At 68.0% G+C, this 22,072-nt stretch carries 20 protein-coding genes, 1 tRNA gene and 1 pseudogene; 11 read left to right on the top strand and 11 right to left on the bottom strand.

Going from position 1 to position 22,072, the window contains the following annotated elements; genetic code table 11:
• The first annotated feature begins 74 nt into the window (after positions 1 to 74).
• Positions 75 to 1,424, top strand: coding sequence for a lipopolysaccharide biosynthesis protein (locus tag MRY80_RS09630; RefSeq protein ID WP_346433391.1), 1,350 nt, complete (start codon positions 75 to 77; stop codon positions 1,422 to 1,424).
• Positions 1,421 to 2,695 carry a GNAT family N-acetyltransferase gene (locus MRY80_RS09635; protein ID WP_293290427.1) on the top strand — a complete coding sequence of 425 codons (1,275 nt, stop codon included), beginning with the start codon at positions 1,421 to 1,423 and terminating at the stop codon, positions 2,693 to 2,695. The genes MRY80_RS09630 and MRY80_RS09635 overlap by 4 nt, the downstream gene beginning before the upstream one ends.
• Here MRY80_RS09635 and MRY80_RS09640 read toward each other — a convergent pair.
• The 6 genes from MRY80_RS09640 to MRY80_RS09665 all read right to left on the bottom strand — a co-directional run bounded on the left by MRY80_RS09640 (position 2,692) and on the right by MRY80_RS09665 (position 12,012).
• Positions 2,692 to 4,326, bottom strand: coding sequence for an AMP-binding protein (locus tag MRY80_RS09640; protein ID WP_293290429.1), 1,635 nt, complete (start codon positions 4,324 to 4,326; stop codon positions 2,692 to 2,694). The two genes, MRY80_RS09635 and MRY80_RS09640, sit on opposite strands and share 4 nt — an antisense overlap.
• A gap of 114 nt (positions 4,327 to 4,440) precedes the next feature.
• Positions 4,441 to 5,154 carry a hypothetical protein gene (locus MRY80_RS09645; protein ID WP_293290431.1) on the bottom strand — a complete coding sequence of 238 codons (714 nt, stop codon included), beginning with the start codon at positions 5,152 to 5,154 and terminating at the stop codon, positions 4,441 to 4,443.
• A gap of 150 nt (positions 5,155 to 5,304) precedes the next feature.
• Positions 5,305 to 6,300 (bottom strand): dihydroorotate dehydrogenase-like protein, encoded by a 996-nt coding sequence (locus tag MRY80_RS09650; protein WP_293290433.1) that lies wholly within the window; start codon positions 6,298 to 6,300, stop codon positions 5,305 to 5,307.
• A gap of 11 nt (positions 6,301 to 6,311) precedes the next feature.
• Positions 6,312 to 9,914 carry a pyruvate:ferredoxin (flavodoxin) oxidoreductase gene (nifJ, locus tag MRY80_RS09655; RefSeq protein WP_293290435.1) on the bottom strand — a complete coding sequence of 1,201 codons (3,603 nt, stop codon included), beginning with the start codon at positions 9,912 to 9,914 and terminating at the stop codon, positions 6,312 to 6,314.
• The gene (locus tag MRY80_RS09660) at positions 9,907 to 11,547 is read right to left on the bottom strand and encodes an NAD(P)-binding protein (RefSeq protein ID WP_293290437.1); all 1,641 of its coding nucleotides are present in this window, start codon (positions 11,545 to 11,547) and stop codon (positions 9,907 to 9,909) included. The genes nifJ and MRY80_RS09660 overlap by 8 nt, the downstream gene beginning before the upstream one ends.
• Before the next feature lie 380 nt (positions 11,548 to 11,927).
• Positions 11,928 to 12,012 (bottom strand) — tRNA-Leu (locus MRY80_RS09665).
• Positions 12,013 to 12,159: 147 nt separating this feature from the next.
• Between MRY80_RS09665 and MRY80_RS09670 the strand changes: the two genes are divergently transcribed.
• Together MRY80_RS09670 and MRY80_RS09675 are read left to right on the top strand one after the other, a co-directional pair.
• Positions 12,160 to 12,813, top strand: coding sequence for an exopolysaccharide biosynthesis protein (locus tag MRY80_RS09670; RefSeq protein WP_293290439.1), 654 nt, complete (start codon positions 12,160 to 12,162; stop codon positions 12,811 to 12,813).
• Between the two features lie 81 nt (positions 12,814 to 12,894).
• Complete coding sequence (locus MRY80_RS09675; protein WP_293290441.1) at positions 12,895 to 13,419, top strand: disulfide bond formation protein B; 525 nt, start codon at positions 12,895 to 12,897, stop codon at positions 13,417 to 13,419.
• Positions 13,420 to 13,488: 69 nt separating this feature from the next.
• Here the strand turns inward: MRY80_RS09675 and MRY80_RS09680 are convergent, their stop codons facing one another.
• Complete coding sequence (locus MRY80_RS09680) at positions 13,489 to 14,046, bottom strand: HNH endonuclease (RefSeq protein ID WP_293290443.1); 558 nt, start codon at positions 14,044 to 14,046, stop codon at positions 13,489 to 13,491.
• A 131-nt stretch (positions 14,047 to 14,177) separates the two neighbouring features.
• Positions 14,178 to 14,819, bottom strand: a complete 642-nt coding sequence (locus tag MRY80_RS09685; RefSeq protein ID WP_293290494.1) for a DNA-3-methyladenine glycosylase — start codon at positions 14,817 to 14,819, stop codon at positions 14,178 to 14,180.
• Positions 14,820 to 14,898: 79 nt separating this feature from the next.
• Here MRY80_RS09685 and gluQRS point away from each other — a divergent pair, with 79 nt between their 5' ends.
• A complete protein-coding gene (gene gluQRS, locus MRY80_RS09690; protein ID WP_293290445.1) occupies positions 14,899 to 15,762 on the top strand; it encodes a tRNA glutamyl-Q(34) synthetase GluQRS in 864 nt (287 codons plus the stop codon).
• Here the strand turns inward: gluQRS and MRY80_RS09695 are convergent.
• Positions 15,756 to 15,956 carry a hypothetical protein gene (locus tag MRY80_RS09695; protein ID WP_293290447.1) on the bottom strand — a complete coding sequence of 67 codons (201 nt, stop codon included), beginning with the start codon at positions 15,954 to 15,956 and terminating at the stop codon, positions 15,756 to 15,758. The two genes, gluQRS and MRY80_RS09695, sit on opposite strands and share 7 nt — an antisense overlap.
• Before the next feature lie 185 nt (positions 15,957 to 16,141).
• Complete coding sequence (locus MRY80_RS09700) at positions 16,142 to 17,020, bottom strand: YihY/virulence factor BrkB family protein (protein WP_293290449.1); 879 nt, start codon at positions 17,018 to 17,020, stop codon at positions 16,142 to 16,144.
• Positions 17,021 to 17,091: 71 nt separating this feature from the next.
• Between MRY80_RS09700 and MRY80_RS09705 the strand changes: the two genes are divergently transcribed.
• Genes MRY80_RS09705 through MRY80_RS09715 form a run of 3 tightly spaced genes read left to right on the top strand, consistent with a single transcriptional unit; the run spans position 17,092 to position 18,781 of the window.
• Positions 17,092 to 17,955, top strand: coding sequence for an SDR family oxidoreductase (locus MRY80_RS09705; protein ID WP_293290451.1), 864 nt, complete (start codon positions 17,092 to 17,094; stop codon positions 17,953 to 17,955).
• Between the two features lie 44 nt (positions 17,956 to 17,999).
• Complete coding sequence (locus MRY80_RS09710) at positions 18,000 to 18,191, top strand: twin transmembrane helix small protein (RefSeq protein WP_293290453.1); 192 nt, start codon at positions 18,000 to 18,002, stop codon at positions 18,189 to 18,191.
• Between the two features lie 8 nt (positions 18,192 to 18,199).
• Positions 18,200 to 18,781 carry a cob(I)yrinic acid a,c-diamide adenosyltransferase gene (locus MRY80_RS09715; protein WP_293290454.1) on the top strand — a complete coding sequence of 194 codons (582 nt, stop codon included), beginning with the start codon at positions 18,200 to 18,202 and terminating at the stop codon, positions 18,779 to 18,781.
• 23 nt (positions 18,782 to 18,804) lie between these two features.
• Here MRY80_RS09715 and MRY80_RS09720 read toward each other — a convergent pair whose 3' ends face one another.
• Positions 18,805 to 19,830, bottom strand: a complete 1,026-nt coding sequence (locus MRY80_RS09720; RefSeq protein WP_293290456.1) for an aldo/keto reductase — start codon at positions 19,828 to 19,830, stop codon at positions 18,805 to 18,807.
• 169 nt (positions 19,831 to 19,999) lie between these two features.
• Between MRY80_RS09720 and MRY80_RS09725 the strand changes: the two genes are divergently transcribed.
• From MRY80_RS09725 to MRY80_RS09735, 3 genes and pseudogenes are all read left to right on the top strand, one after another.
• Entirely contained in the window at positions 20,000 to 20,905 is a 906-nt protein-coding gene (locus tag MRY80_RS09725) for an AraC family transcriptional regulator (protein WP_293290458.1), read from the top strand.
• Positions 20,906 to 20,990: 85 nt separating this feature from the next.
• Entirely contained in the window at positions 20,991 to 21,764 is a 774-nt protein-coding gene (locus MRY80_RS09730) for a rhomboid family intramembrane serine protease (protein WP_293290460.1), read from the top strand.
• A 201-nt stretch (positions 21,765 to 21,965) separates the two neighbouring features.
• Positions 21,966 to 22,072, top strand: a pseudogene (locus MRY80_RS09735) (electron transfer flavoprotein subunit beta/FixA family protein); the annotation flags it as partial.

Raw genomic sequence — 22,072 nt, forward strand, 5'->3', positions numbered from 1 at the left:
AACCAAGCGATTTGCGCTTCTCGGCAGTCCAAACAGCAGAACATTACCTGTCGGCGCCGCTTTCACAGCGGATCATGCCGCTGGCGCGCGGGTTCGACCTGATCCTGAGCGGCGCTGACGACACGGCCAATGCGCAGCGCATGTCCCTGATCGCCTTTGCGATCCGCATTGCGAGCGCGGGCATCGCCTTCTTGTCGCAGGTCGTCATGGCCCGCTGGGTCGGCTCGTTCGACTACGGGATCTACGTCTTCGTCTGGACGGCTGTCATCATCCTTGGAAACCTCTCCTGCCTGGGCTTCCACACGGCGGTGATCCGCTTCCTGCCGAAATACCGAAGGGAAGGCGACCTGGAACGGCTGCGCGGCCTGCTTCTGACGAGCCGGGTGTTCGTGCTGGTTTCGGCTTCGACCGTCGCGGCGATCAGCATCGCCGCCGTCTGGCTCTTCTCTGAGAGGATGCAGTCCTATTACGTCCTGCCCTTCGTGCTGGCCTTCACCTGCCTTCCGATGATCGCGCTCGGCGACGTCCTCGACGGCACGGCGCGGGCCAATTCGTGGCCGGTGCGGGCGCTGACGCCGACCTATATCCTTCGCCCCTTCCTGGTGCTCGCCTACATGGCCGTGGCGCATGGGGCGGGCATTCCGGCGACGGCGGTGACCGCTGTGATCGCGGCGGTGCTTGCGACGTTCACGACGACGATCCTGCAGCTCGTCTTCGTGACGCGCGATCTGGACGCGGCCTATCCGGGCGGTGCGCGGCGCAGCGAGTTCGGCCTGTGGATGACGGTCGCCCTGCCGATCTTCCTTGTGGAGGGGTTCTTCTTCCTTCTGACCAATGCCGACGTGCTGATGGTCGGCATGTTCCTGCCGCCTGAAAAGGTCGCCGTCTATTTCGCGACGGTGAAGACGCTGGCGCTGGTGCATTTCGTCTTTTTCGCGGTCAAGGCCGGCGTCGCGCAGCAATTCGCCTCGCGTTCCGCCCTGGAGGAACGGCCGCAATTGCGGGCATTCGCGCGCAAGACGGTGGCCTGGACCTTCTGGCCGTCGCTGGCGATGGGGCTGGCCGTTCTCCTGGTCGGGCGGCTTCTGCTCTCGCTGTTCGGCGGCGAGTTCACGCAAGGCTATCCGATCCTGATCCTGCTGGTGGCGGGCGTCATGGTGCGCGCGAGCATCGGACCCGCCGAAAGCCTCCTGAACATGACCGGCAACCAGAATGTCTGCGCGGCGATTTTCGCCGGCGTGCTGGCGGTCAATGTCACGCTGAACGTGTTGCTGATCCCGGCCTACGGCCTGATGGGGGCCGCGGCCAGCACGGTGAGCGCAACGGTGGTGGAAGCCGTGCTCCTCCTGACGATGGCCTATCGCCGAATCGGCGTCGTGATGTTCATATGGTCGCCGAAACCTGTGGAGGCGGGCGCGTCATGATACCCCAGCCGATTATCAACCAGCCCGTGCCGGCGCTGGGCTCGTTCATGCTGTCCGGCCTCACCGGCGTGCCGATGGCCGAATTGAGGCCGGAGCTCAGCCGGCTCTCCAAGGGCGACCGGCGGCTCGTCGTCCACCCGGCCGACAGCGGCTTCGACATCCTGGAGGACATCGACCGGGTCACCGATTACGCGCTGGAGCCCAACATCTTCTTCTCGCCGCGCTTCGCCGTGCCGGCGATGCCGCGGCTCGACAATCGCGACGTCAAGCTGATGATGGTGCAGGACGGCCCGGCCGAGGAGGCGGAGACGCGGTTCCTGATGCCGTTCTCGGTTGAGAAGTCCGGCTTCGCGCTCGGGCCGGACGTGATCCGCGCCTGGTCCACGCCGTTCGGGCCCTATGGCATTCCGATCGTCGAGCGGCGGGAATCGTCGCGGATCCTGGACGACCTCCTGGCGACGCTGGGCGAGGCGGAGACCGGGCTGCCGAAGGTGCTGGTTCTGCCTGACATCATGATGGACAGCATCACGATCACGACGCTGCGCGGCGTGGCGATCGGGCGCGGGCTGCCGGTCGTGACGGCCGGTTCGGTGGAGCGGCCGTTCCTGAAGAGCGAAAAGGACAGCGTCGATTATCTGAAGGACAACATCCGCCCGCACAGCCGCCGCAATTTTGGCCGGTTGCGCCGCCAGCTCGAAGCCAAGGGCGCGTTCGAATATTCGGTCGCGCGCAGCCCGGCGGAGGTCAGGCGCGCGACGGAAGAATTCCTGCTCCTGGAAAACGCGGGCTGGAAGGGGCGGCAGAAGACGTCGCTGGCCGCCGAGCGCTATCGGGCGGCGTTTGCGCGCGAGGCGATCAACAATCTGGCCGAACGCGACCTTTGCCGCATCCACGCCTTCAAGATCGACGGCGAGGTGATCGCCTCGCTGATCGTGTTCGTGCAGTCCGGCCACGCCTGGACCTGGAAGACGACCTATGACGAGGCCTATGCCGCGTTCTCACCGGGCACGCTTCTGATCATGCAGGTGACGGAATCGCATCTCGACGATCCGAACATCCAGATCACCGACAGCTGCGCGGTGGAGGACCATCCGGTGATGGCGCGGTTGTGGTCGGAGCGGCGCCAGTTCGCGACCATGATCATCGGGCTGCGCCCGAACTTCGACCGGGAAGCGCGGCAGGTCGCCTCGCAGATCGAGCTCTATCGCAGCACGCGCAACGCGGCCAAGACCGTGCGCGACCGGCTGCGCCACCTCGTCAAGGACCGCTAACCGCCCTCGGCGGCCCGGGCTTCCTCGGCCGCCCGGTCGCGGAAGATGCGGCGGATCACCTTGCCGGTGGTCGTCAGCGGCATCTCGTCCACGAACTCGATCTCGCGCGGATATTCGTGCGCCGACAGGCGCTGTTTGACGAAGGCCTTGATGGCCGCGCGCAATTCGTCTGACGGCGCGACGCCGGCATTCAGCACCACATAGGCCTTGACCAGCTGACCGCGGATCGCGTCCGGCTTGCCGATCACGGCGGCGAGCGCCACGTCGGGATGGCTGACGAGGCAATCCTCGATCTCGCCGGGGCCGATGCGGTAGCCGGCCGAGGAGATCACGTCGTCGTCGCGGCCGACAAAGAAGAAATAGCCGTCCGGATCGCGGACGCCCTGGTCGCCGGTGAGCATCCAGTCGCCGATGAACTTGCGGCGGGTGGCGTCGGGGTCGCGCCAGTATTCCAGGAACATGACCGGGTCCGGGCGGTGGACCGCCACCTGGCCCTGTTGTCCGGGCGGCAATTCGGCGCCGGTCTCGTCAATGATGGCGACCCGATGCCCGGCGACCGGCTTGCCCATGGAGCCGGGGCGCACGACATCGAGAGCGCCGCAGGCCGACAGGACGAGGTTGCATTCGGTCTGGCCGTAGAATTCGTTGACCGTGACGCCGAGATTGTCGCGGCACCAGGCGAGCGTTTCGCGGCCGAGCGCCTCGCCGCCGGAGCCGAGCGTGCGCAGATCGATACGGTAGTCGCGGGCCGCGGGACCGAGCGTCGCCAGCATGCGCAGGGCGGTCGGCGGCAGGAAGGCGTTGCGGATGCCGGCTTTTTCCATGACGGAGAGCGCCCAGCCGGCCTCGAATCGGGCGCCGCGCGCGGCGACGACCGGCACGCCGAAATAGAGGCCGGGCAGCAGCACGTTCAAAAGGCCGCCGGCCCAGGCCCAGTCGGCCGGCGTCCACAGGAGGTCGCCCTCGCGCGGCAGGAATTCGTGATGGGTTTCGACGCCGGGCAGATGGCCGAGCAGGACGCGATGGGCGTGCAGCGCGCCCTTGGGCTGGCCGGTCGTGCCGGACGTGAAGATCATCAGCGCCGGATCGTCCGGGCCGGTGTCGGCGGGCCGGAAACCGGGCGAGCCGGCCTCGACCAGCCGATGGAAATCGAGGGCTCCCGGCGCATCGTCGATGCAGATCAGCTTCTTCAGGTCGGGCAGGTCGGCGCCGGCATCGGCCAGCTTGGCGATGCCGCTTGCATCGAGGATCAGCGCGGCGGCGCCGGACAGGCCGAGGCGATAGCGGATCGCGTCGGGGCCGAACTGCATGGCCATGGGCACGGCGATCGCGCCGAGCTTGTAGATCGCCAGATGCGCGATCACGGTCTCGAAACATTGCGGCAGCAGGATCGCCACGCGGTCGCCCCGGCCGATGCCGAGATCGGACAGCGCGCAGGCGAAACGGGTCGACTTCTCCGACAATTCGCCGAAACTCAACGTGACCGGCGTATCGGCCGACCAGTCGATGATGGCCGGTTTCGTCGCAGGGTGCCCGTCGGCGCAGGCGACGCCGATGTTGAAGCGTTCAGGGATGTCCCAGCGGAAGGCTTCGGCAAGCTCCTCGTAGGAGGCGGGATCGGCAGGCAGCATGCGCAGAGTTCATGCATTGTTGCGCAATCCAGTCAAGCAGGATCGCCGCCAGCGCGCGCGTCACCGGACCGCGGCGCGGCCGGTGTCGCAAGGGCAGTCGAGGGCCCGCGCGGTTCAGGGAATGCCGAAGGCCGCCCCGCCATGCCGGGCGAGCGCGTGGCATTCCTTGAGCACATGGTCGACCGGGCGCAGCCGGCGGCGCCGCAGGCCGGGCGGGCGGCCGGGGCGCAGCGGCGAGAAACGGTGCCGCCGGGCGTCAGGCGTCGCCGGCGTTTCCTGGCGGGCGGCCAGATGGCGGTCGCGCCGGGCACGCCAGCGGGCGAGACGAAGCGCCTCGCCGGGCAGGTCGTCGAGCACGGATCTCAGCATGTTCAGGCGGCGGCAGAGGGCCGTGGCGTCGATGGCATCGCCCGGGCCGGCGATCCAGCCGTCGGGAATGGGCCGCGGGTCGGAAACGCCGAGCACCGTGACGCGCGGAAAGCCGATCGGCCGCCGGTAGAAGGGCCGCGCGCCGAAGGCCGGCAGAGGATCGACGACAGACAGGCGCGGCGTGGCGTCGAATGTCGGCGAACGACCGGCCTTCGAACCCGGGGCGGCCGCGGCGGCGCGGGCCTTTGCCAGTTCGACGACAATCTCGCGGGCGGCGATGACGAGGAGGCGACGCATGGCGGCCTCCGTCGGGCGCAGCATGTTCAGGAGGTGCCTGTGGCGATAGCGCGGCAGGGTGGCGACAGCCTCGCCGACGGCGATGCCGGCCAGGGCGAACATGGTGGCGAGAATGCGCGCCAGCGCTTCGCGGTTGTGTTCGATCGCCTTTCCCCAGTCCATGCCGGTCCTCTCGCCTGTGAGACGCCGACAGTCTGGGCCGGCGGCGCGGGCGGTGGATCAATGCGAACGAGTGTGAGGGCTAAGCCATTGAGATCCAACCGGATGCCGGTTTGCGAGCCGGCGCTCTGTCCACCATGACGGGCAGGCCCGTCAGGCGCCTTTGAAATCCTGCAGGACCTTGATGTAGTTGGCCCGTTCATAGGCCTCCGGGTTGTCGACATTGCCGTGGCTCATGCGGCCGCGGATGTCGTCCGGGGAGGCGAGGCCGCGCGAGGCCAGCCAGTCGGCGAGGCCGTCGACGAGGGTCTGCATATGGCCGACCCCGTGGCGCAGAAGCGCCGAGGTGGTCATGACCACGTCGGCGCCTGCGAGCAGGTATTTGACGATGTCGGCGGGGCTTTCCACGCCGGTGGTCGCCGCCAGCGAGGCGGGCGTGCGGCCGGCGAGCACGCCGATCCACAGAAGCGGCAGGCGCATCTCGTAGGCGCTCGACAGTTCGAGGCCGGGCTCGACCGTCAGCGTCGCGGGATCGATGTCGGGCTCGTAGAAGCGGTTGAACAGCACCAGCCCCTTCGCGCCGGCGTCCGCCAGCTGGCCGGCCATGTGGCCGGGCGAGGAGAAATAGGGGCCGATCTTGACGGCGACCGGGATCTGCACCGCCGCGCTGACCGTGCGCACCACGTCGACATAGCGGGCCTCGACGTCGGGGCCGCTCTGGGTCGGGTCGGACGGCACGAAGAAGATGTTCAGTTCGATCGCCGCCGCGCCGGCCGCCTCGATGTCGCGGGCATAATCCAGCCAGCCGCTGTCGGTGACGCCGTTGAGGCTGGCGATGACCGGGATGTCGAGCGCGCGCGAGGCCTTTTCGACCAGTTCCAGATGGTGGGCGGTGTCGAAGGCGTAGCTGGTCTGGGCAGGGAAATAGCTGAGCGCCTCGCCGAAACTCTCCGAGCCGTGGTCGATCAGCGCGTCGAGCAGTTCCTGCTCGCGCTCGATCTGCTCCTCGAACACCGAAGGCAGCACCACCGCGCCGGCGCCGCAGGCCTCCAGGCGCAGGAGGTTGTCGAGATGGCGGTTGAGCGGGCTGGCGCTTGCGACGACCGGGCTCTTCAGCCTGAGGCCGAGATAGCTGGTGGTGAGATCCATGGCAGCCTCCCTCACAATTTGCGCGCCGCGCCCATGATTTCGGAGGGGTTCGGGCCGGCGTCCATCCGCGCGAACTCCTCATAGGTGTGGTACTTGTCGCGGATCGCCTGCTGCGCCTGGTCGAGCAGGGCCGCCGCCTCTTCAGGCCGGCTCGCCGCCAGCGCGCTGTAGCGCAGCTCGGCATAGGCGTAGTCCTTGAAGGGCAGGGTGGGGCGCGGCGAATCCAGCCGGAAGGGGGCCTCGCCGACATCGTTCAGCGCCGGATCGTAGCGCAGCAGCGGCCAGTAGCCGCTGGCGACCGCCTTGTCCTGCTGCGAAAGGCCCTTCCGCAGGTCGTAACCATGGGCGATGCAGTGGCTGTAGGCGAGGATGAGCGAGGTCCCCTCCCAGGCCTCGGCCTCGCGGAACGCCTGCAGGGTCTGCTGCGGATTGGCGCCCATGGCGACCTGGGCCACGTAGACATTGCCATAGGCGATGGCCTGCAGCGCGAGATCCTTGCGGGCGGTGCGCTTGCCGGCGGCGGCGAATTTGGCGATCGCGCCGAGCGGCGTCGCCTTGGAGGCCTGACCGCCGGTGTTGGAATAGACCTCGGTGTCCATCACCAGGATGTTCACGTTGCGGCCGCTGGCGAGCACATGGTCGAGGCCGCCATAGCCGATGTCGTAGGCCCAGCCGTCGCCGCCGACGATCCACACCGAGCGGCGGACGAGATGATCGACGACCGACAAGAGGTTCTCGGCGCCGGGATCGCCGTCCATGGCGAGCAGCTTCGTCTTCAGGACGGCGACACGCTCGCGCTGGCGGCGGATTTCCGATTCGGAGATCTGCGGCGCGTCGAGGATGCCGGCGACGAGGTCCTCGCCGACCGTGCCGGCCATGGCGCGCAACAGGTCGCGGGCGAGCGACACGTGCTTGTCGGCGGCGAGCCGGAAGCCGAGGCCGAATTCGGCGTTGTCCTCGAACAGCGAGTTCGACCAGGCCGGGCCGCGGCCCTCGGCGTTCTTCGACCAGGGCGTCACCGGCAGGTTGCCGCCATAGATGGAGGAGCAGCCGGTGGCGTTGGCGACCATCAGCCGGTCGCCGAAGAGCTGCGACAGCAGCTTCACATAGGGCGTCTCGCCGCAACCGGCGCAGGCGCCGGAGAATTCGAACAGCGGTTCGAGGAACTGGACGCCGCGCACATTGGCGAAATCGACGCGGGCGCGGTCGTTGACCGGCAGGCCCTCGAAAAAGGCGATGTTGTCGCGCTCGCCGGCGACGAGGGGGGCCTTGTCCTCAAGGTTGATCGCCTTGATGCCGGGCTCGACCGGGCTCTGGGCCGGGCAGGCCTCGATGCACAGGCCGCAGCCGGTGCAGTCCTCGACATAGAATTGCAGCGAGAACTGCACCTCGGGATAGCCGCGCGCGTTGACGGGCGCGGATTTGAAGCCGGCCGGCGCGCCGCCGAGCCTGGCCTCGTCGTAATATTTGGCGCGGATGACGCTGTGCGGGCACACGAAGGAGCACTGGCCGCACTGGATGCAGAGATCCTGGCGCCAAACCGGCACTTCCTCGGCGACGTTGCGCTTTTCCCAGGCCGCCGTGCCGGAGGGAAAGGTGCCGTCGACGGGCATGGCGCTGACGGCGATCTCGTCGCCGAGGCCTTCCATCATGCGCGCCGTCACCCGGCGCACGAAATCCGGCGCGGTGTCGGGGACGATGGGCGGGCGCTCGAAATCGCTCGTCGCTTCCGACGGCACGTCGACCGGGTGCAGGCGGGCGAGCGCGCCGTCGACGGCGGCCCAGTTCTGCTCGACGATCTTGCGGCCCTTGCGGCCGTAGCTCTTGGCGATGGCCTGCTTGATGGCGGCGATCGCCTCGTCGCGCGGCAGGACGCCCGACAGCGCGAAGAAGCAGGTCTGCAGCACGGTGTTGGTGCGGTTCTTCAGGCCGACTTCGCGGGCCGCCGTCGTCGCGTCGATGACGTGGAATTTCAGCCCTTTGGCGATGATCTGCTGCTGGACGCTGCGCGGCAGATGCGCCCAGACCACGTCCGGCCCGTAGGGGCTGTTGAGGAGGAAGGTCGCGCCCGGCGCGGCGAGGCGCAGAACGTCGGTCTTTTCGAGGAAGTGGAACTGGTGGCAGGCGACGAAATTGGCCGAGCGGATCAGGTAGGGCGAGCGGATCGGGTTGGGGCCGAAGCGCAGATGCGACACCGTCTGGGCGCCGGATTTGTGCGAATCGTAGACGAAGTAGCCCTGCGCGTAACGTCCGGCATCCTCGGCGATGATCTTGACGCTGTTCTTGTTGGCGCCGACCGTGCCGTCGGCGCCGAGGCCGTAGAAGACGGCGCGCACGACGTCGTCCGGCTCGGTGGCGTAGTCGGCGTCGACCTCGAGGCTGGTGAAGGTGACGTCGTCGCGGATGCCGACGGTGAAGCCGTTCAACGGCTCGGCCCTGGCCAGCTCGTCGAAGACGGCCTTGGCCTGGGCGGGATCGAAATCCTTCGACGACAGGCCGTAGCGGCCGCCGATGATCCTCGGCATGCGCGCCCGGCCGCTGCGGGCGAGCGCCGACACGACGTCGAGATAGAGCGGTTCGCCGGTGGCGCCCGGCTCCTTGGTGCGGTCGAGCACGGCGATCGACGCGCAGCTCTCGGGCAGGGCGGCGAGCAGGTGCTCGGCGGAAAAGGGGCGGAACAGGCGGACGATCACCGCGCCGACCTTTTCGCCGCGCGCCGTCAGGTCGGCGACGGTCTCGCGCACGACTTCGGCGCCCGAACCCATGACGACGACGACGCGCTCGGCGTCGGGCGCGCCGACATAGTCGAACAGGCGGTAGTGGCGGCCGGTGAGCGCGCCGAATTGCTGCATGGCGTCCGCGACGATGCCGGGGACGGCGAGGTGGAAGCGGTTGGCGGCCTCGCGGCCCTGGAAGAAGACGTCGGGGTTCTGCGCCGTGCCGCGCACGAAGGGATTTTCCGGGTTCAGGGCGCGGGCGCGATGTGCCCGGACGGTCTCGTCGTCGATCATCGCGCGGATGGTCTCGTCGGGCACCAGGGTCAGCGTGTTGACCTCGTGGGAGGTGCGGAAGCCGTCGAAGAAGTGGACGAAGGGCACGCGCGATTTCAGCGTCGCGGCCTGGGCGATGAGGGCGCAGTCATGCGCCTCCTGCACGGAGTTGGCCGCGAGCATCGCAAAGCCCGTCGGGCGCACGGCCATGACATCGGAATGGTCGCCGAAGATCGACAGCGCCTGGGTGGCGACCGAGCGGGCGGCGACGTGGAAGACGGCCGGCGTGAGTTCGCCGGCGATCTTGAACATGTTGGGCAGCATCAGGAGCAGGCCCTGCGAGGCGGTGAAGGTGGTCGTCAGCGCGCCGGCCTGCAGCGCGCCGTGCAGCGCGCCCGCCGCGCCGCCCTCGCTCTGCATCTCCTGGATGACGGGGACGTTGCCCCAGATGTTGGTGAAGCCGTGCGAGGTCCACTCGTCGGCCAGTTCGGCCATCGGCGAGGACGGGGTGATCGGATAGATCGCGCAGACCTCGTTGACCCGGTAGGCGACATGGGCCACGGCCGAATTGCCGTCCATGGTCGCCTGAACGGCCCCCGACTGCGTGACGGCTGCGTCAGCCATGGGCGGAAACCTCCGGGATCATCTCGATGGCGTGGCACGGGCACTGCTCGAAACAGGTCGCGCAGCCGGTGCATTTGTCGAAGTCGTACTCGTAGCCGCGGCCGACGCCGAGCTTGACGATCGCGTCCTCCGGGCAGGCCGCGAAGCAGTTGTCGCATTCGTAGCACTCGCCGCAGGAATAGCAGCGCTGCGCCTCCAGCCGCGCGTCAGCCTCGCTCAGGCCGCCGACGATCTCGGCGAAGCCGCCGAGCCGGGCGTCCTCGGCGATGCGGGCCTGCTGATGCGCGTCGGCGTCGGAATAGACGGGCAGGTGCAGCTTGTCGAAGGTGACGATGTCGGCCCGGGCCGGCGCGACATGGGCGCCGCCGTTCAGCCAGGCGTTGATGTGGCGCGCCGCGCGCTTGCCGTGGCCGACCGAGATGGTGACCGATTGCTGGCTCGGCACCATGTCGCCGCCGGCAAAGACGCCGTCGGCGCCGGTCATCATGTCGGGTCCGATCTCGACCGCGCCGTCCGGCGTGAAGCCGATGCCGGGCACGCTGGCGAGGAAGCGGCTGTCGCTCTGCTGGCCGAGCGCGAGCACGACCGCGTCGGCCGAGAGCGTCTCGATCTCGCCGGTCGGGCGGGGCCGGCCGTTCTCGTCGAGCTCCATGCGCTCGACCGTCAGGTCGGAGCCGGAGATCTCGCGGATCGTGGTCAGCCACTTGAACTTGACGCCCTCTTCCAGCGCTTCGTCGGCCTCGAAGGCGTGGGCGGGCATGTGTTCGCGGTCGCGGCGGTAGACGATCATCGTCTCGGACGCGCCCAGCCGGCGGGCGGTGCGGGCGGCGTCCATCGCCGTGTTGCCGCCGCCATAGACGACGACGCGGCGGCCGAGAAGCGGCGGCTGGCCGGCGCTGGTCTCGTGCAGGACATTGACGGCGTCGAACACGCGGGCGGCGTCGCGCGCGGGGATGTCGACCCGCTTGCCGAGGCCCGCGCCGATGGCCAGGAAGACCGCGTCGAAGCCGCCGTCGCGTTTCTCGGCCATCAGGTCGGTGACCTTGTGGCCGGTGACGATCTTCACGCCGAGCGCCTCGATGCGGGCGACCTCGAGCGCCAGTTCCTTGCGCGGCATGCGATAGGCGGGAATGCCGAAATGCATCATGCCGCCGGCGACCGGGCCGGCCTCGCGGATCTCGACGGAATGGCCGAGCCGGGCGAGGTGATAGGCCGCCGACAGGCCCGCCGGGCCGGCGCCGACCACGAGCACCTTCCTGCCGGAGGGCGGGCGGATCGCGCTGAAGCCCCAGCCGTTCTCGGCCGCCATGTCGCCGAGGAAGCGCTCGACGGAGTGGATGGAGACCGGCGCGTCGACCTCGCCGCGATTGCAGCCGCTCTCGCAGGGGTGGTAGCAGACGCGGCCGTGGACGGCCGGCATCGGGTTTTCGGCCGTGAGGATGTCGAAGGCCTCGCGGTAGCGGCCGGCCTGCGCGGCGGCCAGCCAGCCGCGAATGTCCTCGCCGGCCGGGCAGGCGTTGGCGCAGGGCGGCGTCAGCGTCACATAGGTGGGTTTCTGGTGCCGGATCGGGCCGGTGCCGCGCGAGACCGTCAGGTCGATCGCGGGCGTGAAGTCCGGAAGCCTCGTGTTCACTGTCGCTCGCGCCCCTGTGTCAAACTGGTCGGACTGCATGCTGGTCGAACGGCATGCCCGGGCGCGACCCGCCATGGTGCGATCACAGGCCGAACGGCGGGGATCGATGACGGCTGGATATCCGTGCAGGTGCTTCGTGGCAGGCCGCAGCCACGGCCTTCAGCGCAACCGATGGTGGTCGGCTTGTCAAGGGGATTGTCCCCGCGCCGCAGCATCGCGGGCGCGGCTGCTTCGAAATGACGCGACCCCGAAGATGGCGGGCGGAAGCCCGTCGTCCGCGAACGGGACCAGACGGTTTGGGCGGGGAGAAGCGGTGCGGCCGAGCGGTGCGACGTGGACCCCGCGCGACGGGTTGGCGGGCGACGTTGCGGAAAGAAAGGTGGTGCCCCTGGCCCGACTCGAACGGGCACTCCTTGCGGAACTCGATTTTGAGTCGAGCGCGTCTACCAATTCCGCCACAGGGGCAACGCGAAGTTCGACTGAGCTTTATTGGCGCCGTCTGGCCGCGTCAAGGCGTGAAGCGGCGCATTGGCCGGGCGGCGAAATGCACTGGCAATCGGCCCCGCTTTTCCATAAGTCGGGGGGAACGGGCGAATACGGGAGACAAGGCCGGTGGACGCGCAAGACACGATGCAGGACCAGCCCATGCCGCGCGGCGCGCTGGCCAAGATCGAACACATCCTGCGCACGGCGGAAACCGACGCCGACGGCAATATCGGCCTCGGCGCGCTGAGCGACGCGCTGGAGGAGCGGGCCTTCGCGCTGCTGCTGCTGATCCTGGCGCTGCCCTGCTGCCTGCCCTTCGTCTATCTCCTGCCGCAGATCGTGGCGCTGCCAATGGTGTTCCTGGCCTGGCAGATGGCCCGCGGTCGCCGGTCGCCCTGGCTGCCGGAGACGCTGCGCCGCCGGCAGTTGCCGGTGAAGGCGCTGCTGGACGTGACCGCCCGGGTGAAGCGCTTCGCCGGCTGGCTGGAGCGGCTCGCCCATCCGCGCCTCGTCGGGCTGACGGGCCTGGCCGGCATGCGCACGCTCGGCGCGCTTCTGATCATTCCGTGCCTGTCGATCCTGGTTCCGCTGCCGCTGACCAACACGGTGCCCGGCATCGGCGTGGCGATCGCCTCGGCCGGGCTGATCGAGCGCGACGGGCTCTTCGTCGTGCTCGGCCTGCTGGTCGGGCTCGTCTGGGTGCTGGCGCTGGTGATCGGCGGGCCGACGATCATTTATTTCCTCGTCGACTGGCTGAGACTGCGCGTCGCCGCAGCTTGAACACAGTGTCGTGCAGTTTCCTTTGTCCGTGCCGGCGCGATGCGCTAAAGCCGGCGCGTTCGATTGACGCGGAGTAACCCGATGAACAGCTTCGTAGCCCGACGGTGCCACCTGGTCGCGGCGATTTTCCTGACGCTTGCCATGGCCGGCGTGGTCGGTTCGGCATTGGGTTTCGAGCATATCGGCGGCTACGTGCCCTGCAAGCTGTGCCTGGCGCAGCGCACGCCCTACTATCTCGCCATCCCCGTCGGGCTGGCGGCCGTGCTGGCCGCGGGGCTCAAATGGCCGGCATGGATCGCGCGCGGCCTTCTGGTCGTGATCGGCCTCCTGATGGCCTACGGCCTGGCGCTGGGCGTCTATCACTCGGGCGTCGAATGGCACTGGTGGGCGGGCCCCGCCGATTGCAGCACCGCGTCGACCAGCGGCATCGTCACCGACGCGACCAACCTTCTGGGCGCTCTGGAAACGGTGAAGCCGCCTTCCTGCGACGAGGCGGCGGTGCGCTTCCTCGGCCTGTCCTTTGCCGGCTGGAACGTGCTGGCGAGCCTGGCGCTGGCAGCGATCGCGTTCCGCGCGGCCGCGCGTCCGGGCGCTGCGAAGGCCTGACACGCCCTGCCCAAGCGGGCGTCGCGCCCGCGCGGGATCCAATCGCGATAAAAAATGCCGGAGGCCCGATTACGGCTCCAGCTCGACATCCCAGTACAGGTAATCCATCCAGCTCTCGTGAAGATAGTTGGGCGGAAAACTTCGGCCATTGTTGTGCAGGTCGTGCACGGTGGGATGGAAGGGCATCTGATGCGGCCTCATGCCGGATTCGCGCGGCATCTTGCCGCCCTTCTTCAGATTGCAGGGCGAACACGCCGTGACGATGTTCTCCCACGTCGTCTGGCCGCCGAAGCGGCGCGGGATCAGGTGGTCGAAGGTCAGGTCGTCGAGCGAGCCGCAATACTGGCATTCGAACTTGTCGCGCAGGAAGACGTTGAAGCGCGTGAAGGCCGGATAGGTCGCCGGTTTGACGTAGCTTTTCAGGCAGACGACGCTGGGAACACGCATCGCGAAGGAGGGCGAGGAGACCTCGTGGTCATACTCCGCGACGATATTCACACGGTCGAGAAAAACCGCCTTGATCGCGTCCTGCCAGGACCAGAGCGACAAGGGGTAATAACTGAGCGGACGGTAGTCCGCGTTGAGCACGAGCGCCGGAAGGCTGTCCGGCGAGACCGCTATCGTCACGGTTCACCTCTTCGCATTACGACCAGTTATGGCCATATAGTAAGCGCGTTGTGACATCCTTGTGAAGCATCCGCATGGAATGTCGTGTTTTGGCGAAATTCCATGTTTTTCAAGACGTTGCCGGGGGTGCGTCAAAGCGGCATGGCGTCACGCGCCCGCCGCGCGGCGTAGAACGCCCAAAAAAGCCGCGCCGCCGTGCCGCGCCACGGGGCCCATGATTCGGCGATCACGCGCAGTTCGGCCTCGCGGGGGCGCTGCTCGAACGCGAAGGCTTCCCCAACGGCGGTTTGCAGGGCGACGTCGCCGGCGGGGAAGATGTCCGGGTGGCCGGCCGCGAAGAGAAGATAGACTTCCGCCGTCCACGGGCCGATCCCCTTGATCGTCGTCATCGCGGCGATCGCGTGCTTCTCGTCGAGCGTGCACAGGTGGTGCAGGTCGAGGTCGCCGGCGATCACCGCTTCGGCGACGGCCGACAGGGCGCGCTGCTTCGGCCGCGACAGGCCGGCCTCGCGCCAGGCCGTTTCGCCGGCGGCGAGATAGGTGGCGGGTTCGAGCGGATCGACCAGCGCGGAAAGGCGGCCCCAGATGGCGGCCGCGCTCTGTTTCGACACCTGCTGCGAGACGATGATCGAGGCGAGGCTGGCAAAGCCCGGCTCGGTGCGACGCAGCGGCACCTCGCCGGACTGCGCGACGATTTCGGCAAGGCGCGGGTCGGCGACGCGCAGACGCGTCAGCGCTTCCTCGATGTCGTGAAGCGTCTCGATCGATTTCATCGGTTGCATCGCCATGACGGCGTTTCTACCTAATCGGCGATCCTTGTGCGAACACCATCTCTTGTCCGATCCTCTTTCCATGACCGACGACCGGCCCGTTTTCCGATTTGCGCCCAGCCCGAACGGGGCGCTGCATCTGGGGCACGCCTATTCGGCGCTGATGAATTTCGAGATGGCCCGCGAGACGGGCGGGCGGTTCCTGCTGCGGGTGGAGGACATCGACCGGGAACGCTGCACGCCGGCGCTGGAACGGGCCATGCTGGAGGATCTCGCCTGGCTGGGGGTTTCCTGGGAAGAGCCGGTGCGCCGCCAATCCGCGCATTTCGACGATTACGCCCGCGCGCTCGACGCGCTGGAGGCGGAGGGGCTGGTCTATCGCGCCTATCTGAGCCGCGGCGAAATCCGCCGGTTGGTCGAGGCGCGCGAGCGGGCCGGCGACGCCTGGCCGCGCGATCCGGACGGCGCGCCGCTCTATCCGGGCGGTGCGCATGAGACGGGCGCCGACGACGCGCCCTACGTCCTGCGCCTCGACATGGCGCGCGCCGTCGAGCGGGCGGGCGCCGCGCTCGCCTGGAGCGAATCGGGCCTCGGGCCGGAGGGCGAGACGGGCACGGTCGAGGCCGATCCCGACGCATGGGGCGACGTCATCCTGGCGCGGCGCGACACGCCGACCAGCTACAATCTCTCCGTGGTGATCGACGACGCGCTGCAGGGTGTGACGCATGTGGTGCGCGGCCGTGACCTCTTCCACGCGACCTCGGTGCATGTGCTGCTGCAGGAACTCCTGGGCTTGCCGCGGCCCGACTATTTCCACCACGACCTCGTGCTCGCCGAAGACGGACGCAAACTGTCGAAGAGCAATCGCGACACCAGCCTGCGCTCGCTGCGCGACGCGGGCGCGACGCCGGACGACATTCGCCGGATGATCGGGCTTGATCAGTAATGCAGCCGGCGGGCGAAGCTTCGCAGGACGGTCAAGAGGGCCAGGCAGGAGAACGCGCCGAACAGGCAGAACAGCACGCGCGGCGCGGCGCCGCCGACCGGAAGCCGCAGGTGGTCCATCCCGAGGAAGCCGATGCAGGCGCCGGTCATCAGGATGATCATGGTGGGCCAGACGCCGAAGCTCTGCGAGCCCATCACATTGTCCGTCGCGGCGGCAAGGAAATAGGCGCCGGCGATGAGGGCGACGGCGAAATAGAGCAGGCTGGTCGTGTCGAAATGCGTAAGCAGTCTGACCTCCGCCCGTTTGCGGCGATCCCGTGACCCTAGGGCAGTCGGATGAAGAGAGGTTTAGGCCGACCGGTCAAATTGCAGACAAGCCGTCAACCTTTCTGCGCGCCCGATCCCGCCAGCGCCATCAGTCGGCGCGCCTCGCGCAGGCGGATGAGGGCGGCGTTGACCTCGGCGCCGAGGATGAAGATCGCTGCGATGATGTAGAGAAAGACCAGCGCGATCATGATCGAGGCGAGGCCCGCATAGGTGGTCACATAGGTCGCGAAGCTTTCCAGGTAACGCGCGAAGACCATGGCGCCGATGACCCAGGCGGCGAGGGTCAGGCCGATGCCGGGGATCAGCGAGGCGAAGCTGCGCTGGCCGTTGGGCAGCCATTTGTGGGCGGCGAACAGGCCGGTGACGAGGACGGCAAGCGCGATGGCGAAGCGCCAGAACGCGATCGACGCCGACAGCGCCTCGATGCCGGGCATCCATTGCTGGGCGATGCGGAAGGCGAGCGGGGCGAGGACGAGCAGCAAGCTGATCGCCATGATGCCGAAGGTCGCCACGATGACGAAGCCGAGGCTTTGCAGCCGGATGAGGAAGATCGAGCGGGTTTCCTCCACCCGGTAGGCCCGGTTGAGCGCGACGCGCAGCGCCTCGACGCCGTTGGAGGCGAAGAAGGCGGCGGCGGCGACCGAGACCGTCAGAAGGCCGCCGCGCTGCACGGTCAGCACGCTTTCGACCTCGCGGGCGATCGGCTCGGCGATGCGCGCCGGCCAGGTGTCGAAGACGAGATGCACCGCCGTCTCGGCGAAGCGGTCGGCGCCGAGAAAGCCGGCCAGCGTCGTCGCGAAGATCAGGAACGGGAAGATCGCCAGGATCGCGGACAGCGCGACATGGCTCGCCAGCGCCCAGCCGTCGGTGGAGTTGAAATGGCCGAAGGCGTCCTGAAAGACGTGCCTGAGAACGGTCAGTCGGTGGCGCATGGGGTCACCGGCGCGATTGTTTCCGGGGCGCGAATATGGAAAAGCCCTCCTGCGGGTTCATTCGGATCACAATGACAGACCACGTCTCGACACATCAGATTTCGCCGGATCGGCCTTCCATCCTGGTGACGGGCTGCTCGACCGGCATCGGCCAAGCCTGCGCCCGACGCCTGCGGCAAGACGGATATCGCGTGTTTGCGACCGCGCGCAAGGCGCAGGACCTCGACAGGCTGCGCGAGGAGGGGTTCGAGGCGCATTATCTCGACTATCGCGACGCCGACAGCATCCGTGCGACGTTCGACGCGGTGATGGCGGCGACCGGCGGGCGGCTGGACGCGCTCTTCAACAACGGCGCCCATGCGCAGCCGGGCGCGGTGGAGGACCTGCCGGTCGAGGCGCTGCGCGAGCAGTTCGAGGCCAATTTTTTCGGATGGCACGAACTGACCCGGCTCGTCGTGCCGGTGATGCGCGCGCAGGGGCATGGCCGCATCGTGCATTGCTCGTCGATCCTCGGGCTCTTGCCGGCGCCGTTGCGCGGCGCATACGTCGCATCCAAATACGCGCTCGAAGGGCTTATGCTGACCCAGCGCATGGAGCTGGAAGGAAGCGGGATCGCGGTGGCGCTGATCGAACCGGGACCGGTGCCGTCGATGATGGCCGCGAACGCGCTCGCCTTCGTGCGCAAATATGTGGACGTGGAGGCGAGCGTGCATGCGCGTGCCTATGAGAAGCGGCTGGCGGAACTGGAGGGCGGCGGCACGGCGGATGACGGCGGACGGGCCGCGGGCTGGGTCTATCGCGCCTTGCGGCATGCGCTGACGGCGGCTAAGCCGAGGCCGCATTACGTCGTCACGCCGCAGGCGCGCCTCGGCGTCCTGGCCGGATGGCTGCTTCCGGCCGGTCTCTTCTATCGACTTGTGGCGCGCAGCACCTAACTAACGGACGTGCCGGGCCTTGATGCCGGTGGAACAGGAATGCCATGTTTTATCTCGCTCTCGTCATCATGCTGGCCGTCGCGGCGGTGCTGTTCGTCGGCCTGCGCAACCTCTTGCGCAACGGCGACGCCAATTTCTCCAACAAGATGATGCAGCTGCGCGTGTTCCTGCAGTTCATCGCGGTGGTGGTGATCGTCATCGGCATCTACATCGCCCGGTCGAACGGCGCGGGCTGAGGCGTTCGATGGTCGTTCTCAACAAGATCTACACCAGGACCGGCGATGACGGGACGACCGCGCTCGGCACCGGCGAACGCCGGCCGAAGCACGATCTGAGGGTCGCCGCCTACGGCACCGTCGACGAGGCCAATGCCTGCATCGGCATGGCGCGGGTGCACACGGCCGGGCTGGACGGTCCGCTCGACGCGATGCTGGCGCGCATCCAGAACGACCTGTTCGACCTCGGCGCCGATCTCTGCACGCCGGAAGGCGACGAACCGCCGGCCTATGAGCCGCTGCGGGTCACCGCCGGCCAGGTCGAGCGGGTGGAGGCGGATATCGACGCGCTGAACGCTGACCTGAAGCCGCTGCGCTCCTTCGTGCTGCCGGGCGGCTCTCCCGCCGCCGCCGCGCTGCACCTGGCGCGCACGGTGTCGCGCCGCGCCGAACGGCTGATGGTCGAACTTGCCGCCATGCCGGACGAGACGGTCAACGCGCATGCGCTGAAATACGTCAACCGCGTCTCCGATTTCCTGTTCGTCGCCTCGCGCGCCGTCAACGGGAACGGCGCGCGCGACGTGCTCTGGACACCGGGCGAGAATCGCTAGGACCGACGCCCGGTGGCGGCCGGTCAGATCATGTGGGCGCGATATTCGCCCTGACGCTCGAGCATCCAGCCGGGATATTCCGCCGGAAGCCGCGTCACGGCGTCGAGTGCGGCCAGGTCCTCCGTCGACAGCGAGACCTCGGCGGCGCCGACATTGTCCTGCAACTGGTCGATCCGCTTGGCGCCGACGATCACGCTGCTCACCGCCTTCTGGTGGAGAAGCCAGGCCAGCGCCACCTGCGGCACGGTGCATCCCTTGTCGGCCGCGATGGTGCGCATGACCTCGATGGCGTCATAGGCGCGGTCCTTGTCGATGGGCGGGAAATCGAAATTCACCCGCCTGCCTTCCGCCGTCGTGCCCTCGCGGTCGTATTTGCCGGAGAGGAAACCGCCGGCGAGCGGGCTCCAGACCATCAGCCCGATGCCTTCCGACTCAAGCATCGGCGTCACCTCGCGTTCGAGGTCGCGTCCGGCCAGCGTGTAATAGGCCTGCAGCGAGACGATCGGCGCCAGCTGGCGCGCCTCGGCGATGCCGACGGCCTTGACGATCTGCCAGGCCGCCCAGTTGGACAGGCCGAGATAGCGGACATGGCCGTGGCGGACCAGCGTGTCGAGCGCTTCCAGGGTCTCGACGATCGGGGTCGCCGGGTCGAAGCCGTGGATCTGGTAGAGGTCGATGTGATCGAGCTGAAGCCGCTTCAGGCTCGCCTTCGCCTGGTCGAGGATGTGGCCGCGCGAGGCGCCGCGCGCGTTGGGGCCCGCGCCCATCGGGCCGAGCACCTTGGTCGCGATCACCACGTCCTCGCGGGCGATGCCGAGGTTCCGGAGCGACTGGCCGAGGATCTCCTCGCTCTTGCCGGTCGCGTAGATGTTGGCGGTGTCGATGAAGTTGACGCCCGCGTCGAGCGCGGTGCGGACGAGGCCGTCGGCTTCCTCCTGTCGGAGCTTGCCGATATGGCCCCACATGTCGTCCGATCCGCCGAAGGTCATGGTGCCGAGGCAGAGTTCGGAAACGAAAAGGCCGCTGTGGCCGAGACGACGATAACGCATGGATGTCCCTTTCGTGGAGCGCCGGGACCGGGACGGCCGCGGCGTGGGGCGAATGTGGGGACGGCCCGGCGGGCGACGCCACGCCGATCCTCGCGAATTTCTGCCTGATCCTCTCAATCCGCCGCGCCGGCGCTTTCACCGCGGGGGCGCGTTCGGCTAGTCTCGGACCATGGACACGGCCCGCCTCGAAACCCTGAAGTCCCGCGCAGTGGCGCTCTGGAAGCGCCACGGGCGCGAAACCCCGCTGCCGGGGCTCCACGTGACCGTCATGGAGGCGCCGTCCGGCCTCTTGCACGGCGTCTACAGGCCGTCGCTCTGCGTCGTGTTGCAGGGATCGAAGATCAGCCAGCTCGGCGGGCAGACCTATCGCTACGAGGTCGGCAAGTGCCTGATCACGTCGCTGGAGGTGCCGATCCGGGCGCGGATCCTCGATGCGTCGCCGCAAGCGCCCTATGTCGCCTTCGTCCTCGACATCGACCCGGCGGTCGTCTCGGAGCTGCTGCTGGAAATCGCCAACGGCGAGGCGCCGACCGTGCCGCCGTCCGCGGCGCTGAGCGTGCATCCGCTGGCCCAGGACCTGATCGGCCCGATGGAGCGGCTGCTGGCGCTGGCCGACAATCCGCGCGACATCGCGGTGCTGGCACCGATGGTCCGGCGCGAGATCTTCTGGCACCTGCTGAACGGGCCGCAGGGCGCGATGATGCGCCAGATCGGCCTCGCCGACAGCCGCACGGCGCGGATCAGCCGGTCGATCGCCTGGGTGCGGGAGAATTTCACCGAGACGATCAGCGTGGCGCATCTCGCCGGGCTGGCCGGCATGAGCCCGGCGACCTTCCACCGCCATTTCAAGGCGGCGACCGACATGACGCCGGTGCAGTTCCAGAAGACGCTCCGTCTGCAGGAGGCGCGGCGGCTGCTTCTCGCGCAGGGCGCCGACGTGGCGCAGATCGGTTTCGCCATCGGCTATGAGAGCCCGTCGCAGTTCTCCCGCGAATACCGCCGCATGTTCGGCGCGCCGCCCGGCCGCGACGGCGTCGCCATCCGCCGGACGGTCGCGCCGGAGAGCCACGCCTGACGGGCGCCGACGGGCAGGATCGATTTCCCTCCGGCCGCAAATTGGTCTAGGACCCGGGCGATCACGTTCGGGACCGGTCGCCTTCATGTTCATTCCGCTTCATGACGCCAACAATCTCAAGCACATCAAGGCGCAATATGTGACGCTGACGCTGATCGCGGCCAATGTGATCGTCTATCTCATCGTCAATCTGAACATCCTCGACGGCGCCTATGCGGCGGCCGTCATCTCGTTCGGCTACATCCCGGCCGTGGTGAACGACGTGATCGAATTGCCGCCGGGCTATGTCTACATCCCCGAGGAATTCTCGCTCGTCTCTTATTCCTTCCTGCACAGCGACTTCATGCACCTGGCCTCCAACATGCTGTTCCTGTGGGTGTTCGGCGACAATGTGGAGGATGCGCTGGGGCATGTGCGCTACCTCGTCTTCTATGCCGCCTGCGCGGCGGCCGGCGCGCTGGCGCATGGCCTCCTGCTGCCGGAATCGACCGCGCCGCTGATCGGCGCGTCCGGAGCGATCTCCGGCGTGATCGGCGCCTATCTGATGCTGCATCCGAAGGTGCGGATCTGGGTGCTCGCCTTCGGCCGCATCCCCTTGCGGCTGCCGGCCTTCATTCCGCTGGGGCTGTGGATCGCCTACCAACTCGTGGCGATCGTCGCGCTCGCCGACGAGGGGGTGTCGTGGGCGGCGCATGTCGGCGGTTTCTTCGCCGGCGTCGTCCTCGTCGTGGTGTTGAAACGGCGCGCGGTGCCGCTGTTCGACCGGGCGCTGGTGACGCCGAAATCCGTCGATCTGGAGGAGGCGCCGATCCGATCCGACCGGGACGACCCGCCGCCGCAGAACTGGGGCCGCGGCTGAGGCGCGGTCCGGGAAACGCATTGACGTTTACGTTCACGTCAATTAATCGGTCAATAAAATCGATTTGCTAGGTCCGGCTAGGGGTTGCCCGCCCATTTGGAAAGCGGCATTCCCGTCCCGACTGCAAATGTCGACTTTGCGCAAGTGGCGCATGCGGCCCCGATTTAAGGGTGGGCCGACGAGAACGGGAGAGAATTGCAAATGAAAGTGTTGGTGCCGGTCAAGCGTGTGATCGACTACAATGTGAAGGTTCGCGTGAAGGCTGACGGTTCGGGTGTCGAGCTTGCGAATGTGAAGATGAGCATGAA

This window comes from Oricola sp., from assembly GCF_022763245.1.
Classification (GTDB): Bacteria; Pseudomonadota; Alphaproteobacteria; order Rhizobiales; family Rhizobiaceae; genus Oricola.

Excerpts from the sequence above, each read along its gene's own strand:
- MRY80_RS09695 (WP_293290447.1), bottom strand. The coding sequence starts at position 15,956 with ATGGGCTCGCAGAGCTTCGGCGTCTGGCCCACCATGATCATCCTGATG.
- MRY80_RS09630 (WP_346433391.1), top strand. The coding sequence starts at position 75 with ATGCCGCTGGCGCGCGGGTTCGACCTGATCCTGAGCGGCGCTGACGAC.
- MRY80_RS09675 (WP_293290441.1), top strand. The coding sequence starts at position 12,895 with ATGAACAGCTTCGTAGCCCGACGGTGCCACCTGGTCGCGGCGATTTTC.
- MRY80_RS09650 (WP_293290433.1), bottom strand. The coding sequence starts at position 6,300 with ATGGATCTCACCACCAGCTATCTCGGCCTCAGGCTGAAGAGCCCGGTC.
- nifJ (WP_293290435.1), bottom strand. The coding sequence starts at position 9,914 with ATGGCTGACGCAGCCGTCACGCAGTCGGGGGCCGTTCAGGCGACCATG.
- MRY80_RS09725 (WP_293290458.1), top strand. The coding sequence starts at position 20,000 with ATGGACACGGCCCGCCTCGAAACCCTGAAGTCCCGCGCAGTGGCGCTC.
- MRY80_RS09640 (WP_293290429.1), bottom strand. The coding sequence starts at position 4,326 with ATGCTGCCTGCCGATCCCGCCTCCTACGAGGAGCTTGCCGAAGCCTTC.
- MRY80_RS09710 (WP_293290453.1), top strand. The coding sequence starts at position 18,000 with ATGTTTTATCTCGCTCTCGTCATCATGCTGGCCGTCGCGGCGGTGCTG.
- MRY80_RS09685 (WP_293290494.1), bottom strand. The coding sequence starts at position 14,819 with ATGAAATCGATCGAGACGCTTCACGACATCGAGGAAGCGCTGACGCGT.
- gluQRS (WP_293290445.1), top strand. The coding sequence starts at position 14,899 with ATGACCGACGACCGGCCCGTTTTCCGATTTGCGCCCAGCCCGAACGGG.
- MRY80_RS09720 (WP_293290456.1), bottom strand. The coding sequence starts at position 19,830 with ATGCGTTATCGTCGTCTCGGCCACAGCGGCCTTTTCGTTTCCGAACTC.
- MRY80_RS09635 (WP_293290427.1), top strand. The coding sequence starts at position 1,421 with ATGATACCCCAGCCGATTATCAACCAGCCCGTGCCGGCGCTGGGCTCG.
- MRY80_RS09730 (WP_293290460.1), top strand. The coding sequence starts at position 20,991 with ATGTTCATTCCGCTTCATGACGCCAACAATCTCAAGCACATCAAGGCG.
- MRY80_RS09715 (WP_293290454.1), top strand. The coding sequence starts at position 18,200 with ATGGTCGTTCTCAACAAGATCTACACCAGGACCGGCGATGACGGGACG.
- MRY80_RS09700 (WP_293290449.1), bottom strand. The coding sequence starts at position 17,020 with ATGCGCCACCGACTGACCGTTCTCAGGCACGTCTTTCAGGACGCCTTC.
- MRY80_RS09645 (WP_293290431.1), bottom strand. The coding sequence starts at position 5,154 with ATGGACTGGGGAAAGGCGATCGAACACAACCGCGAAGCGCTGGCGCGC.
- MRY80_RS09705 (WP_293290451.1), top strand. The coding sequence starts at position 17,092 with ATGACAGACCACGTCTCGACACATCAGATTTCGCCGGATCGGCCTTCC.